This is a genomic window from Terrabacter sp. R4-6 (genome assembly GCF_057529065.1).
On sequence record NZ_CP197224.1, the window covers coordinates 2,978,914 to 2,992,809 of the forward strand.

At 72.1% G+C, this 13,896-nt stretch carries 10 protein-coding genes; 8 read left to right on the plus strand and 2 right to left on the minus strand.

Going from position 1 to position 13,896, the window contains the following annotated elements:
- The first annotated feature begins 110 nt into the window (after positions 1–110).
- Complete coding sequence (locus ACSSS0_RS13960) at positions 111–2,738, plus strand: DNA polymerase III subunit gamma and tau (RefSeq protein WP_487228456.1); 2,628 nt, start codon at positions 111–113, stop codon at positions 2,736–2,738.
- A 288-nt stretch (positions 2,739–3,026) separates the two neighbouring features.
- Here the strand turns inward: ACSSS0_RS13960 and ACSSS0_RS13965 are convergent, their stop codons facing one another.
- Positions 3,027–3,152 (minus strand): hypothetical protein, encoded by a 126-nt coding sequence (locus tag ACSSS0_RS13965; RefSeq protein ID WP_487228457.1) that lies wholly within the window; start codon positions 3,150–3,152, stop codon positions 3,027–3,029.
- Positions 3,153–3,262: 110 nt separating this feature from the next.
- Here ACSSS0_RS13965 and ACSSS0_RS13970 point away from each other — a divergent pair, with 110 nt between their 5' ends.
- The 4 genes from ACSSS0_RS13970 (at position 3,263) to nicT (ending at position 9,540) form a co-directional block, all read left to right on the plus strand.
- Positions 3,263–4,021 carry a class I SAM-dependent methyltransferase gene (locus ACSSS0_RS13970; RefSeq protein ID WP_487228458.1) on the plus strand — a complete coding sequence of 253 codons (759 nt, stop codon included), beginning with the start codon at positions 3,263–3,265 and terminating at the stop codon, positions 4,019–4,021.
- Between the two features lie 180 nt (positions 4,022–4,201).
- The gene (locus tag ACSSS0_RS13975; RefSeq protein WP_487228459.1) at positions 4,202–7,540 is read left to right on the plus strand and encodes a S8 family serine peptidase; all 3,339 of its coding nucleotides are present in this window, start codon (positions 4,202–4,204) and stop codon (positions 7,538–7,540) included.
- Positions 7,541–7,655: 115 nt separating this feature from the next.
- Positions 7,656–8,330 (plus strand): lysophospholipid acyltransferase family protein, encoded by a 675-nt coding sequence (locus ACSSS0_RS13980; RefSeq protein ID WP_435987331.1) that lies wholly within the window; start codon positions 7,656–7,658, stop codon positions 8,328–8,330.
- A gap of 91 nt (positions 8,331–8,421) precedes the next feature.
- Positions 8,422–9,540: a Nickel transporter NicT gene (gene nicT, locus ACSSS0_RS13985; protein WP_487228460.1), complete on the plus strand. Its 1,119-nt coding sequence runs from the start codon at positions 8,422–8,424 to the stop codon at positions 9,538–9,540.
- 23 nt (positions 9,541–9,563) lie between these two features.
- On the opposite strand, the gene ACSSS0_RS13990 is transcribed toward nicT, so the two are convergent.
- The gene (locus ACSSS0_RS13990) at positions 9,564–10,769 is read right to left on the minus strand and encodes an aminotransferase class I/II-fold pyridoxal phosphate-dependent enzyme (protein WP_487228461.1); all 1,206 of its coding nucleotides are present in this window, start codon (positions 10,767–10,769) and stop codon (positions 9,564–9,566) included.
- Positions 10,770–10,894: 125 nt separating this feature from the next.
- Here ACSSS0_RS13990 and recR point away from each other — a divergent pair, with 125 nt between their 5' ends.
- The 3 genes from recR to ACSSS0_RS14005 all read left to right on the plus strand — a co-directional run bounded on the left by recR (position 10,895) and on the right by ACSSS0_RS14005 (position 13,864).
- Positions 10,895–11,494, plus strand: a complete 600-nt coding sequence (recR, locus tag ACSSS0_RS13995) for a recombination mediator RecR (RefSeq protein WP_020145767.1) — start codon at positions 10,895–10,897, stop codon at positions 11,492–11,494.
- A 380-nt stretch (positions 11,495–11,874) separates the two neighbouring features.
- The gene (locus ACSSS0_RS14000; RefSeq protein ID WP_487228462.1) at positions 11,875–12,462 is read left to right on the plus strand and encodes a DUF5063 domain-containing protein; all 588 of its coding nucleotides are present in this window, start codon (positions 11,875–11,877) and stop codon (positions 12,460–12,462) included.
- 130 nt (positions 12,463–12,592) lie between these two features.
- A complete protein-coding gene (locus ACSSS0_RS14005; RefSeq protein WP_435987327.1) occupies positions 12,593–13,864 on the plus strand; it encodes an aspartate kinase in 1,272 nt (423 codons plus the stop codon).
- Positions 13,865–13,896: the final 32 nt, after the last annotated feature.

The following is a 13,896-nucleotide window of genomic DNA, read 5'->3' on the forward strand; positions in this document are numbered from 1 at the left end:
ACCGGCCGTCCGTGAGGAGGTGTTCACGCTTTCGAGCGCCGGAGCGCCCGCCGGAGACGGCCGCTCGGTCGGCGTTCCCGGCGTCGGTCGTGGCCGTTAGGGTTTCGGGCATGGCCACCGCCCTGTACCGCCGCTACCGGCCCGAGAGCTTCGCCGACGTCATCGGCCAGGAGCACGTGACGGAGCCGCTCATGCAGGCGCTGCGCACGGGTCGGGTCAACCACGCCTACCTCTTCAGTGGCCCTCGCGGCTGTGGCAAGACGACGAGCGCGCGCATCCTCGCGCGCTGCCTCAACTGCGAGCAGGGTCCGACGCCGATCCCGTGCGGCACGTGCGACTCGTGCGTGGCGCTCGCGCGGGGCGGCTCCGGCTCGGTCGACGTCATCGAGATCGACGCCGCGAGCCACGGTGGCGTCGACGACGCCCGTGACCTCCGCGAGCGGGCCAGCTACGGCCCGGCCCAGAGCCGCTTCAAGATCTACATCATCGACGAGGCGCACATGGTGACGCCGCAGGGCTTCAACGCGCTGCTCAAGATCGTCGAGGAGCCCCCGGAGCACGTGAAGTTCGTCTTCGCGACGACCGAGCCCGAGAAGGTCATCGGCACCATCCGCTCGCGCACGCACCACTACCCGTTCCGCCTCGTCCCGCCGGCCAAGCTCTCGACGTACATGGAGCGGCTGCTCGAGTCCGAGCACGTGGCCGTCCAGCCGGGCGTGCTCAGCTTCGTCACGCGTGCGGGCGGCGGGTCGGTCCGTGACTCCCTGTCGGTCCTCGACCAGCTCATCGCGGGCTCCGGTCCCGAGGGGCTCACCTACGACGGCGCCGTGTCGCTACTCGGCTTCACCGACGGCGAGCTGCTCGACAGCACCGTCGACGCGATGGCTGCCGGTGACGGAGCGGCGACCTTCCGCCAGATCGACCGCGTCATCGAGTCGGGCCACGACCCGCGTCGCTTCGTCGAGGACCTCCTCGAGCGGCTGCGCGACCTCATCATCGTCGCCGCCATCCCCGAGGGCGTCTCCCAGGTGCTGCGTGGCGTGCCCGAGGACCAGCTCGAGCGCATGCGGGTGCAGCAGGCGGCGTTCGGCCCGGGTGCGCTGTCGCGTGCGGCCGACATCGTCAACACCGGGCTGACCGAGATGACCGGCGCCACCGCGCCCCGCCTCCAGCTCGAGCTCATCTGTGCCCGCATCCTCCTCCCGGCCGCCTCCGGCGAGCAGGGGTATGCCGCCCGCCTCGATCGTCTCGAGCGTCGCCTCGACGTCGGCGGGGTCCCGACCGCCGCCCGCGCGGACGCCCCGCCCGTGGGGGTGCCGACGAGCGCGCCCACGGCCCCGCCGACCGCTCCCACCCCGGCCTCGTCCGGCCCGTCGGCCGTGTCTGCCCCGCCGCGCACCGTCTCCGACTACACGCCCCCGTCGAGCGGTGGGGGCGCTGGCGCCTCGCACGCCGCTGGTGGCATGGGCGGGGGTGGGCGCAGCTCCGGCGTCGAGACCGAGGCGGCCGGGGCTCCCGGGTCGGCCGGTCCGCCCGCGGGTCCGGGCGACGCGGGTCGCGTCGACGCCGTGCGCGCCGAGGTCGGCTCGCCGCCCGTCATGACGCCGGACGAGTCCGTCGGGGGCCCGTCGGCCGTCGACCCGTCGCACGCCGGTGACCAGCACCTCGCCGGTGCCTCCGACGAGGCACGGTCGGGGAACGCCTCGGCGCCGGGAGCGGGGAGTGCTGCGCCCACGAGCGCGGGCGCCGAGAGCGCTCCGGCCGGAGGCATGGACACCGATGCCATCCGCCGGGCCTGGCCCAACGTGCTCGGTCGTATCTTCACGATGCGGCGCATCACGTGGACCTTCGTGTCCCAGAACGCCCAGGTCACGGCCTTCGACGGCAAGAAGCTGACCCTCGGCATCGCGACGGCGGGCCTGACGCAGACCTTCCGCGCCGGCAACCACGCCGACATCGTCCGGCAGGCCCTCATCGACGAGCTCGGTGTCGACGCCATCGTCGACGGCATCCATGTCGACGCGGTCTCGCAGCAGGCCCCGGTCGCGCCGCCGCCTGGCGTGGTGCCGCCCGGCCTTCCCGACCCTCCGAGCAAGGGCGCTCCAGGCGGTCCGGACGGTGGTCCGCCCGCGGGCCAGCACGGTGACGGCGGCGCGCCTCGCCAGTCGTGGGGTGATGCCGGCGCGGGGCATGAGTCCGCCGGCTCCCGAGACAGCGCCGCGAGCGGGGCCGGCGGCTTCGGCGGATCGTCCCCGACGGGCGGCGGTGGCTCGTCGACCTCGGGCTCGCGGGGCACGACAGCCCTCGCCGATGCCGGCCTGAGCCCGGTCTCCGGGCGGTCCCTTGAGGACAACGCCGGCTGGGGCTCGGCCACCGGGCCGGCCCCGGACTGGGCCACCGCGCCCGCCGGGGAGTCGCCGACGCCCGGCGCGTCCGGTGGGACGGGAGCGGCCGCTGCAGGGGCCGCGGCACCGGAAGCCGCCGGTGCGTCCGCCGGGGGAGAGGTGCCCACCGACTCAGCCGTGCGGGGAGCGAGTGCCGTGCGGCAGTCGTTCGCCCAGGCTCGCTCGCGCGCCGGAGGCTCACGCCCCACCGACGACGAGCAGCCGCGGCAACCGGTCACCGACGACTCGGCGGTGAGCGACGACGACGAGGACATCGAGCAGTCCGGAGACGTCGGCCGCTCCGTCATCGAGAAGGTGCTCGGCGGTCGAGTCGTCCAGGAGCTGGAGAACTGACGTAGCACGCGCTTGCGCGCAGCTCGAGAACTGACGCAGCACGCGCTCTCGCGCAGCTCCGGACCCAGCTGGCCGGCCCCGTCGGCAGGTGCACTCCCACCACTCGAGTGGCCTCGCCGTCCCACGCGCACCACGACGCCGGCCACCCAGTCCGTCGAGTGGCCCCCGTCGTCACACGGTCGGCTGTGAAGACGGGGCCAGTCGAACCAGGCGTGCTGCCCACATCAGTGACAGGTGTGACTGCGGGGCCACTCGAGTGGGGTCGGGTGCTCACTCGAGGGGGTGGGGTCACGGGGTGCGGCGGCGCAGGCCGAGGGCTCGGGCCAGGGCCGGGAGGGCGGCGACGAGGACCGGGTCGAGCTCGGCCCGCACGATGACCGGCAGGCGCACCGGGAGGTCGACCCGCGAGGCCATGGCCGCCGCCGGTCGCTTCGGCCGCTGGCGTCTGGGCCAATCCCCATCACCCGGCTAGGACAATCTCCATTCAGGCGTGGGCCGCCCGCCTCCGGGGGTAGCGTCGGGACGTGACCTTCGAGGTTGCGGCGGACGCCTACAACCGCTTCATGGGGCGTTACTCGGGGCCGCTCGCCACACGATTCGCCGACTGGTCCGGTGTTGCCGGACCGGGCCGGGCGATCGACGTGGGCTGCGGGACGGGCGCCCTGACGCGGGTGCTCATCGACCGGCTGGGCGTCGAGGGCGTCTCGGCCGTCGACCCGTCGCAGCAGCTGCTCGCCGCCCTGCGCCAGTCGTTCCCGACCCTCGACGTGCAGACGGGGACTGCCGAGCAGCTGCCCTACCCCGACGACCTCTTCGACCACGCGCTCGCCCAGCTCGTCGTCAGCTTCATGACCGACCCGGTCCTCGGGCTGCACGAGATGGCGCGGGTCACGCGCCCGGGCGGGACGGTCTCGGCCTGCGTCTGGGACCTCGCCGGCGGCGGTGCCCCGCTCGCCGCGTTCTGGCGGGCAGCCCGCGACCTCGACCCGGACGTCGACGACGAGTCGGGGATGAGTGGGGTCCGCGAGGGCGAGCTGGCCGAGCTCTGCGACGTGGCCGGCCTCAACCAGATCGAGGACACCGCCCTCACGATCACGGTGCGACACCCCACCTTCGAGGACTGGTGGGACCCCTACACGCTCGGCGTCGGTCCGGCCGGTGCGCACGTGCAGAGCCTTGACGAGGTCGGCCGGATTCGCCTGCGCGAGCACTGCCGCGAGCTCCTGCCCGACCCGCCCTTCTACGTCATGGCCACCGCCTGGGCGGTGCGCGCCCGCGCCTGACGCTGGGCCAGTTCAGCGAATGGGACGACACGGCATACCTTTTCGGCTCAAGTCATGACTCATCGGTGACGTTCGAGCCGGTCGCGCGGAGACCTCGTCGAAACCGAGGACAGCCGCCCTCGCCGTCCCTACCGTTGGTTCGTCGGGGGCAAGGGAGTCCGTCGTCGCCGAAGAGCCACCATGACCCACATCTCCCGTTCCTTTGCTGTTGTCGGATCGACGGCGGCCGTCGTGCTCGCCGCCCTGAGCGCCGGGGGACCGACCTCGGCCGGCGAGAACCAGCCCGACCCGGGCCGGTTCACCGCCGAGGCCCTCCATCCGACCTCGACCATCTCGTCCGACCTGAGCAAGGCGGCGAAGCCGGGGGCGACCGCCGCCGGCCTCGTGTCGGTGCTCGTCAAGCTCGACGACCAGCCGGTCGTCAGCTACGACGGGCACCTGCCCGGCTTCCCGGCCACGAGCGCGAAGGCGACCGGCCGGCCGTTCAACCCGACGTCGGGCGCGAGTGCGCGGTACCGGGCTCACCTCAGGCAGCAGCAGGCGAGCTTCGAGCGCGCCGCTCGCGCCGCCGCACCGAGCGGGCGCGTCGTCAGCCGCTACGACCTCGTCTTCGGAGGCGTCTCGATGCTCGTGCGTCCCGACGAGGTCGCGGCCCTCAGCACGACCCCGGGGGTCGCCTCCGTGCTCCCGGACCGGCTCGAGCAGGTCCAGACCGACGTGTCGCCGGGCTTCATCGGCGCCGGCGCCCTGTGGTCGAGCCTGGGTGGGCAGTCGAAGGCCGGGGAGGGTGTCATCGTCGGCGTCCTCGACAGCGGCGTGTGGCCCGAGCACCCGTCCTTCTCGGACCCCGACCCCGCCGGCAAGGCGTATGCCGCCCCGAAGCCCACGCTGTCGGGGACCCGTGCCTGCGAGTTCTCCGGCGGTGCCAACCCCGGACCGGCCTTCTCGTGCAACAACAAGCTCATCGGCGGAGACCGCTTCATGGCCACGTACGACGCCCTGGTCGGGCTGCTGCCGTCGGAGTTCACGACGGCCCGCGACGACAACGGGCACGGCTCGCACACGGCGAGCACCTCGGCCGGCAACCGCAGCGTGGCCGCGAGCATCTTCGGATTGGCGCGCGGTGTCGTGAGCGGCATCGCGCCGCGGTCGCAGGTCATGGCCTACAAGGTCTGCGGTGACCAGGGCTGCTACCAGAGCGACTCGGTCGCGGCGGTCCAGAAGGCCGTCACCGACAACGTCGACGTCATCAACTTCTCCATCAGCGGTGGCGGCAACCCCTACGCCGACGCGGTCGAGCTCGCCTTCCTCGACGCCTACAACGCGGGCATCTTCGTCTCGGCCTCCGCCGGCAACTCCGGACCCGGGGCCGACACCGTCGACCACCGCGGGCCCTGGGTGACCACCGTGGGCGCCAGCACGTCCAGTCGGCACTTCCAGTCGACCGTCGTGCTCGCCTCGACCGACGGCGCCACGGCGTCCCTCGTGGGCTCCTCGGTGACACCGGGCATCGGCAGCCCGACCCCCGTCGTGCTCGCGACGTCCGTCGGCTCCGACGCCCTCTGCACGACACCCATCCCTGCCGGCGCCGCGACCGGCAAGATCGTCGTGTGCCAGCGCGGTCCGGGCCGGATCCTCAAGAGCAAGGTGGTGGCGGACGGTGGCGGTGCCGGCATGCTGCTCTACAACGGCACCCGGCTCAACCAGTTCACCGACAACCACTGGGTGCCGACCGTGCACCTCGAGAACACGGCCGGGGCGACGCTGCTCGCGTTCCTCGCCGCGCACCCGGGGGTCACCGCGCAGTGGGCCGACCCGACCTCGCGCACCGTGCAGGGCGACGAGATGACGGCCTTCAGCTCCCGTGGAGGTGCCGGCCAGTCGCTCGGCGTCAGCAAGCCCGACGTGACCGCGCCCGGCCTCCAGATCCTCGCGGCCAACACCCCGGCGGCGGCGACAGCGGCCGGCGGGCCTCCCGGACAGCTCTTCCAGAGCATCGCCGGCACGTCGATGTCGAGCCCTCACGTGGCCGGCAGCGGCGCGCTGCTCGCGGCGCTGCACCCCGCGTGGACGCCTGGACAGATCAAGTCGGCGCTCATGACGACCGCGACCACCGACGTCGTCAACAACGACGGCGTCTCACCGACGACGCCGTTCGACCGTGGCTCCGGCCGCGTTCGCCTCAACAAGGCCGGTGACCCGGGAGCCACGTTCGACGAGAGCGGGGCCGACTACATCGCGTTGAGCACGCAACTGTGGAAAGCCAACTATCCCAGCCTCTACGTCCCGTCGATGCCGGGTCGGATCACCGTCCAGCGCTCCCTGCACAACGAGACGGGCAAGGCGGCGAAGTGGAAGCTGAGCGTCTCGGCGCCGTCCGACCTCAAGGTCACGGTGCCCTCGTCGCTCACGCTCCCGGCCAACGGCGACGCGTCCTTCTCGATCGCGGTCGACGGCGTGGGCCTCGCCGACGGTGCCGTCCGTCATGCGCAGGTCACGCTGTCGGACACCCCAGGTCACCGCATCGTCTTCCCGGTCACCGTCGTGCGCGGGCAGGCGCCGATGCCCGTCGCGAAGACCTGCACCCCGCAGACGCTGGCCGTGGGCGCAAGCACCGCGTGCACGATCACGGCGACCAACCCGACCTTCGTCGACGCTCCTGTCACCATCGTCGACAAGGTGCCGTCGCGCCTCGACGTCGTAGACGCCTCGGTGACGGGCGGGACCCTGTCGGGCAACACGGTGACCTTCGCCGGGACCGTTCCGGCCACCTCGCCACCGAACGTCACGGTCTCGCCGGGATCATCCCCCGCCGGGGGCTACCTCCCGCTGTCGGTTTTCGGCATCTCCCCGATCGCCGGCGTCGGTGACGACACCATCACCAACTTCAACGTGCCCGGCTTCACCTTCGGCGGGGTCACCTACACCAGCCTCGGGGTATCGAGCAACGGCTACGTCGTCGTCGGTGGCGCTGGGGGAGCCGACAACTCGATCAACAACCAGACCTTCCCCGACCCGACCGTGCCGAACAACGTCCTGGCGGCGTTCTGGACCGACCTCAACCCGGCGGCTGCAGGCGCCGTCCGCATCGGCACCCTGACCGACGGCTCCGACACGTGGATCGTCGTCGACTGGGCGGGCGTCCGGGAGTTCAGCCAGCCACGTCTGGCCAGCTTCGAGATCTGGATCGGCGTCGACGGGGACGCCCACCCGGCCACGGACGTGTCGTACGCGTTCGGCACGATCCAGGGCAACGGTGACGGCGGGTTCCTCTCCGTCGGCGCGGAGAACAACTCCGGCTCACGCGGCCAGAACGCCTACGTCAACGGCGTCGGGACGCTGCCCTCCGAGGGGACCCAGCTCGTCATCGGGAGCACGGCCGGCGTCAGTGGCGCCCACACGGTCGCGTTCGACGCGAAGGCGCTCAGTGCCGGGCCGTGGACCAACTGCGCCGAGACGACGAGCCCGTCCTTCGACGGGACGAGCGTCCGGTGCACGAGCGGGACGGTCACCCCGTGACCTCCCGGGCCGCTCGGCTCGGGGCGAGCCGAACGCATACCAAGGGGTGAGAGACCGTCGGGGTGGCGTGGGCGCGCCACCCCGACGCACTCACACCGGCCCTAGGCTGTGGCCCATGTTCTACAGCCTCGGGCGCAACCTCCTGTACCCGCTGTCCCATGCGCTGTACCGGCCCACGATCGAGGGCAAGGAGAACATCCCGCGCGAGGGTGGCGTCGTCGTCGCGAGCAACCACCTGTCGTTCATCGACTCCTTCGCGATCCCGCTCGCCTCGCCGAGGCAGGTGCGCTTCCTCGCCAAGGAGGAGTACTGGACGGGCACCGGCGTCGGCGGCTTCGTGCGCAAGGGCTTCTTCAGCGCGGTCGGGATGGTGCCCGTGAACCGGCACTCGCCGACCGCAGCGCAGGAGAGCCTGGACGCGGCCCTCGAGGTGCTCAAGGCGGGCGACGCGTTCGGCATCTACCCCGAGGGCACGCGTTCCCGGGACGGCCGCCTCTACCGCGGGCGTACGGGCGTGGCGTGGCTCGCGCTCACCGCCCAGGTCCCCGTCGTACCGGTCGGGCTCATCGGGACCGAGGACATCCAGCCGGTCGGGGCGCGCTTCCCGCGGCTCGCGAAGGTGACGGTGCGCTTCGGTGAGCCGATCGGCGTCGAGGAGTATGCCGGGGTGCCCGCAGGCAAGGCGCGGCGGCAGCTGACCGACCGCGTCATGGAGGCCATCGCCGGGCTGAGCGGCCAGGAGCGGGTCGAGACGTACAACGAGGTGCCGGGCGGCGAGCCCGCCCTGTGAGCCCGCCGTCTGAGCCCGCCGCCCGCCGGCCCGGCTCGCCCGGATGAGGTCGGCGTTGCAGATGCGACCTAGTCGCATCTAGCGTGGGCCCGTGACCCTGACGTCCTCGCGCCCGAGCTCGGGCGCGCGCCCGCGGTCGGCGGTGCGTCGACGGCTCTCCCGGGACGAGCGGCGCAGCCTCGTCGGGATGGCAGCCTTCGTGACGCTGCTCCACGTCGTCGGCTGGGGGCTGCTCGTCCTCGTCGTGGCCCCCGCGGAGTACCGCGTCGGCGGCCAGCTCTTCGGCGTCGGTATCGGCGTCACGGCCTACACCCTCGGGATGCGTCACGCCTTCGACGCCGACCACATCGCCGCCATCGACAACACGACGCGCAAGCTGCTCGCCGACGGACGGCAGGCGATGAGCGTGGGCTTCTGGTTCAGCCTCGGCCACTCGTCGGTCGTCTTCGCCATGGTCATGCTCGTGGCCCTCGGCATCCGGGCCCTCGCCGGCGCGCTCGAGGACGACGGCTCGGCGCTCCAGCAGGTGACGGGCGTCTGGGGCACCACGGTCTCGGGTGTCTTCCTCGTCCTCATCGGCCTCATCAACCTCGCGGCGCTCGTCGGCATCCTCAAGGTCTTCCGGCGGATGCGCTCGGGCCACTACGACGAGGCCGAGCTCGAACGGCAGCTCGACAAGCGCGGCTTCCTCACCCGCGTCCTCGGCCGCGTCACGCGGGCCGTGCGCAAGCCGTGGCACATGTACCCGGTCGGGCTGCTCTTCGGCCTCGGCTTCGACACGGTGACCGAGGTGGGGCTGCTCGTCATCGCCGGCGGCGCCGCCGCGGCCGACCTGCCCTGGTATGCCGTCCTCACCCTTCCTGTGCTCTTCGCCGCGGGCATGTCCCTCCTCGACAGCCTCGACGGGTCCTTCATGACCGTCGCCTACGGCTGGGCGTTCAACCGTCCGGTGCGCAAGATCTTCTACAACATCACCGTCACGTCGCTGTCGGTGGCCGTCGCCCTGCTCATCGGCGTCATCGAGCTCGTCGGGCTGCTCGCCGAGAAGCTCGAGGTCACGACGGGACCGGTCGCGTGGGTCGGCTCGATCGACCTCGGCGACGTCGGCTTCTGGATCGTCGGGCTCTTCGTCCTCACGTGGGTCGTGGCGCTCGCCGTCTGGCGCCTCGGGCGCATCGAGGAGCGTTGGTCGGCGACGCTCGCCGACTGACCCGAGCCGATGCGCGCGGCGCCTCAGGGGCGGGTGGCCTCGAAGGCGTCACGGAAGTGCGGCAGCGATGCCTCGACGGACTCGGCCGTCGCCGTGAGGCAGATCCGGAACCAGCCGGGCGTCTCGAACAGCGCCCCCGGCATGACGAGCACGCCGCGCCGCGACAGGTCGTCGACGAACGCCTCGTCGTCGGGGACCGGCGAGCGCGGCCAGAGGTAGAACGTGCCGTCCGGAGGCGTCAGCTCGTAGCCCATCCCCAGCAGGGCGTCGACGAGCCGGTCGCGCTTCACCTCGAGCTGCGCGAGGTCGAGCGAGAGCTCCTCGAGCCGGGGCGTCGCATGCTGCATGACGGCGTTGGGGAAGAGCCACCCGGCCGCGATCTGCATCATCTCGATCGCCTCGAGCAGCGCCGAGCGGTCCTCGACGGCCGGTGGGACGGCGAGGTAGCCGAGTCGCTGACCGGGAGCGAGCAACGTCTTGCCGTAGGAGTAGCAGATGAGCGTGTGCGGGTAGAACTCGGCCGGGCTGTGGAACTCGCTGCCGGAGAAGACGATCCGGTTGTACGGCTCGTCCGAGACGATCCAAATGCGCCGCCCGTGTCGAGACGATTCCTCCTCGAGCAGGGTGGCGAGGCGGCGCAACAGGTCGGGTGGGTAGATGCGCCCCGACGGGTTGTTCGGGGTGTTGACGACGACGATGCGCGTGCGCGGCGTGATGGCCGCGGCGATGGCGTCGAGGTCGAGGTCGAAGCTCGGCTGGAGCGCCGGGACCTTGACCGGCACGAGCCCGGCCTCGAGGGCGAGCGGCTCGTAGAGGAACCACGGCGGCAGGGTGTAGACGACCTCCTCGCCGGGGTCGGCGAGCACCTTCATCGCGACCGTGATCGCGCCGAAGCCACCGGTCGTCATGCGGACGTCGTCGGCGCCCCAGCCGAGGGCGACGACCCGCTCGAGCGAGGCGGCGGCCGCTGCCTGGGCCGCGACCTCGCTCTGCTTGTAGGCGAACCACAACTCGTCCCGCGGCAGCGCCGCCTCGCGCAGGGCGTCGACGTAGGCCGGCATCTGCAGCTCGTGCGGGTCGCCGAACGTGAAGTCGAGGACCCCGGGCTCGAGCCGGCGCTCCGCATACCCGGAGTGCATCCGGAAGCCGAACATCATCCGGAAGGGCGCGGCGCCCTGGATCCGCTCGCTGCGACGGGACACCGTCCGGTCGTGCTCCTGGTCAGCCACTCCGACACCCCACTGCTACACCCACTCCGCCACCCCGCTCGTCACGTCGTCCCCTGACGGTCCTTCGTCACGCTAGACCGGAGCGGCGGTCCGCAGCAGGCGATTGCGGGGCTTAGTGTTGCGGTGTGTACGAAGGCGCGGTGCAGGACCTGATCGACGAGCTCGGACGACTCCCCGGGGTCGGTCCCAAGAGCGCCCAGCGCATCGCCTTCCACCTGCTCCAGACCGACTCCGACGACGTGACGCGGCTCGTCACGGCGCTGACCGAGGTCAAGGCCCGGGTCCGCTTCTGCGAGCAGTGCGGCAACGTCGCCGAGGCCGAGAGGTGCCGCATCTGCGCCGATCCCCGGCGCGACCAGACGGCCATCTGCGTCGTCGAGGAGCCCAAGGACGTCGTCGCCATCGAGCGCACCCGTGAGTTCCGGGGCACCTACCACGTGCTCGGCGGCGCGATCAGCCCCATCGACGGCATCGGTCCCGACGACCTGCGCGTGCGCGAGCTGATGGTGCGCCTCGCCTCCGGTGAGGTGCAGGAGGTCATCATCGCGACCGACCCCAACCTCGAGGGCGAGGCCACGGCGACCTACCTCAGCCGCCTCCTGCGCGACGTCGGCCTCACCGTGACCCGCCTCGCGTCGGGTCTGCCCGTCGGCGGCGACCTCGAGTACGCCGACGAGGTGACCCTCGGGCGGGCCTTCGAGGGCCGCCGCCGCGTCGACGCCTGACCCACCCGACGGCGGTCAACCACCGAGGACGTATGCCGTCCGGCCACTCTCACCCGTCGAGTGGCCCCGTCGTCCCGTCCCCGAGCCACCACCCCCGGTCGAGTGGCCCCGTCGTCACACGCCCGATCGTGGGGCTGGTGGGGCGGGGAGGCCACTCGACGGGGTGGGCGCCGGGGGGCGTGGGGCTGGTGGGGCGGGGAGGCCACTCGACGGGTCGGGCGCCGGGGGGCGTGAGGCTGGTGGGACGACGGGGCCACTCGTGTGGCGCTGGGCGCTCACTCGAGTGCACGAGGGGGTGGCGCTGGCGTCCGGGCGGTTCCGGCGGTTCCGGGGGGCTCCGGGGGGATCCGGGCGACACGGCATACGGCATGCTGGGGGACATGACTGACGAGCCGCTGGACGAGGGCCGCACGAGCGAGATCGACGACCTGTCGGGTCTCGCCGACCTGACCGCTGCGGAGGCGAGCGCCTTCCTCACCTCGGTCACGGAGGTCGCCTCGGGCAGCTCGCCCGAGACGGCGCTACCGCTGCTGACGCTGGCCCTCTCCCAGGTGCTCGTCGCCGGTGCGCGGCTCGGCGCGATCCAGGACGTCGTGCCGGAGGAGCGCTTCGAGCCCGACGCGACCGACGACGACTCGGACCCGCTGCGCACGGGCCTCGCCAACGTCTTCGCCGGGATCGACGACTACGTCTACGTCATCGACCCCATCACCTCGTCGGACCGGGCCGACGGCTCGATCACCAACGACCTCGTCGACGTGGCGGTCTCGCTGAGCCATGGTCTCAAGCACTACGCAGCGGGCCGGAGGCTCGAGGCGCTGTGGTGGTGGCAGTTCGGCTACCTGTCCCACTGGGGCGACCGCGGGATGATGGCCCTCCGCTCCCTCCACTCGATCCTCGCCCACCTGCGCCTCGACGCCGACGAGGAGGCCGTGGGCGAGGCGGAGTTCGACGCGCTGCACCCCTAGTCCGCGCAAGAACGTGCGGCGCACGGGACGAATCGGCGCACATCTCACCATCGCGACGCCCCGGTGGACGTTCCGCGGGCGAGCCTAGACTCGGACCCGCCCCAGACCACCGAGGAGATCCGGAGCCAGTGTGAGCATCGTCGTCCAGAAGTACGGCGGGTCGTCCGTTGCCGACGCCGAGGCCATCAAGCGCGTGGCCCGGCGCATCGTCGAGACGCAGCGCGCCGGACACTCCGTCTGCGTCGTCGTCTCCGCGATGGGCGACACGACCGACGAGCTGATGGACCTCGCCGAGCAGGTCACGCCGGCCCCGCCCGCGCGCGAGCTCGACATGCTGCTGACGTCGGGCGAGCGCATCTCGATGGCGCTCGTCGCGATGGCCATCGCCCAGCTCGGCGCCGAGGCACGCTCCTTCACCGGCAGCCAGGCGGGCGTCATCACCGACGACGCTCACGGCGCCGCCCGCATCATCGACGTGACCCCCGGCCGCATCCAGAGCGCGCTCGACGCCGGCCACATCGCCATCGTCGCCGGCTTCCAGGGCGTCAGCCAGACGACGAAGGACATCACGACCCTCGGTCGCGGCGGCTCCGACACGACGGCCGTGGCGCTCGCCGCGGCCCTCGGGGCCGAGGTCTGCGAGATCTACACCGACGTCGACGGCGTCTTCACGGCCGACCCGCGCGTGCTGCCCAACGCCCGCAAGCTCGACGTGCTCTCGATGGAGGAGATGCTCGACCTCGCCGCCAACGGCAGCAAGATCCTGCACCTGCGCTGCGTCGAGTACGCCCGCCGCTACGGCATCCCGATCCACGTGCGCTCGTCGTGGTCGCGGAAGCCCGGCACGTGGATCAAGGACAACCCCTACGAAGGAGAAGGCGCCGTGGAGGCACCGATCATCGCCGGCATCGCCCACGACCGCAGCGAGGCCAAGATCACGATCGTCGGCGTGCCCGACCGGGTCGGCATCGCGGCCAAGATCTTCGGGGCCATCGCCGAGGCCGGCCTCAACATCGACATGATCGTGCAGAACGTGTCGGCGGCCGAGACGGCCAAGACCGACATCTCCTTCACGCTGCCCAAGGCCGACGGGCCCAAGGCGATGTCGGTGCTCCAGTCGATCAAGCACGAGGTCGAGTACGCCGACCTCCGCTTCGACGACGGCGTCGGCAAGATCGCGCTCGTCGGCGCGGGCATGAAGAGCCACCCCGGCGTCTCGGCGAAGTTCTTCGGTGCGCTCGCCGAGGCCGGCATCAACATCGAGATGATCTCGACCTCCGAGATCCGCGTCTCGGCCGTGACCCGCGCCGAGGACCTCGACGAGGCCGTCCGCGCCGTGCACACCGCCTTCGGCCTCGACTCGACCGAGGACGCCATCGTCTACGGCGGCACCGGCCGCTGAGCGCGCCGACCGGCCCGATCGGGTCTAGTTTC

Excerpts from the sequence above, each read along its gene's own strand:
- ACSSS0_RS14000 (WP_487228462.1), top strand. The coding sequence starts at position 11,875 with ATGACTGACGAGCCGCTGGACGAGGGCCGCACGAGCGAGATCGACGAC.
- ACSSS0_RS13960 (WP_487228456.1), top strand. The coding sequence starts at position 111 with ATGGCCACCGCCCTGTACCGCCGCTACCGGCCCGAGAGCTTCGCCGAC.
- ACSSS0_RS13965 (WP_487228457.1), bottom strand. The coding sequence starts at position 3,152 with ATGGCCTCGCGGGTCGACCTCCCGGTGCGCCTGCCGGTCATCGTGCGG.
- ACSSS0_RS13980 (WP_435987331.1), top strand. The coding sequence starts at position 7,656 with ATGTTCTACAGCCTCGGGCGCAACCTCCTGTACCCGCTGTCCCATGCG.
- ACSSS0_RS13975 (WP_487228459.1), top strand. The coding sequence starts at position 4,202 with ATGACCCACATCTCCCGTTCCTTTGCTGTTGTCGGATCGACGGCGGCC.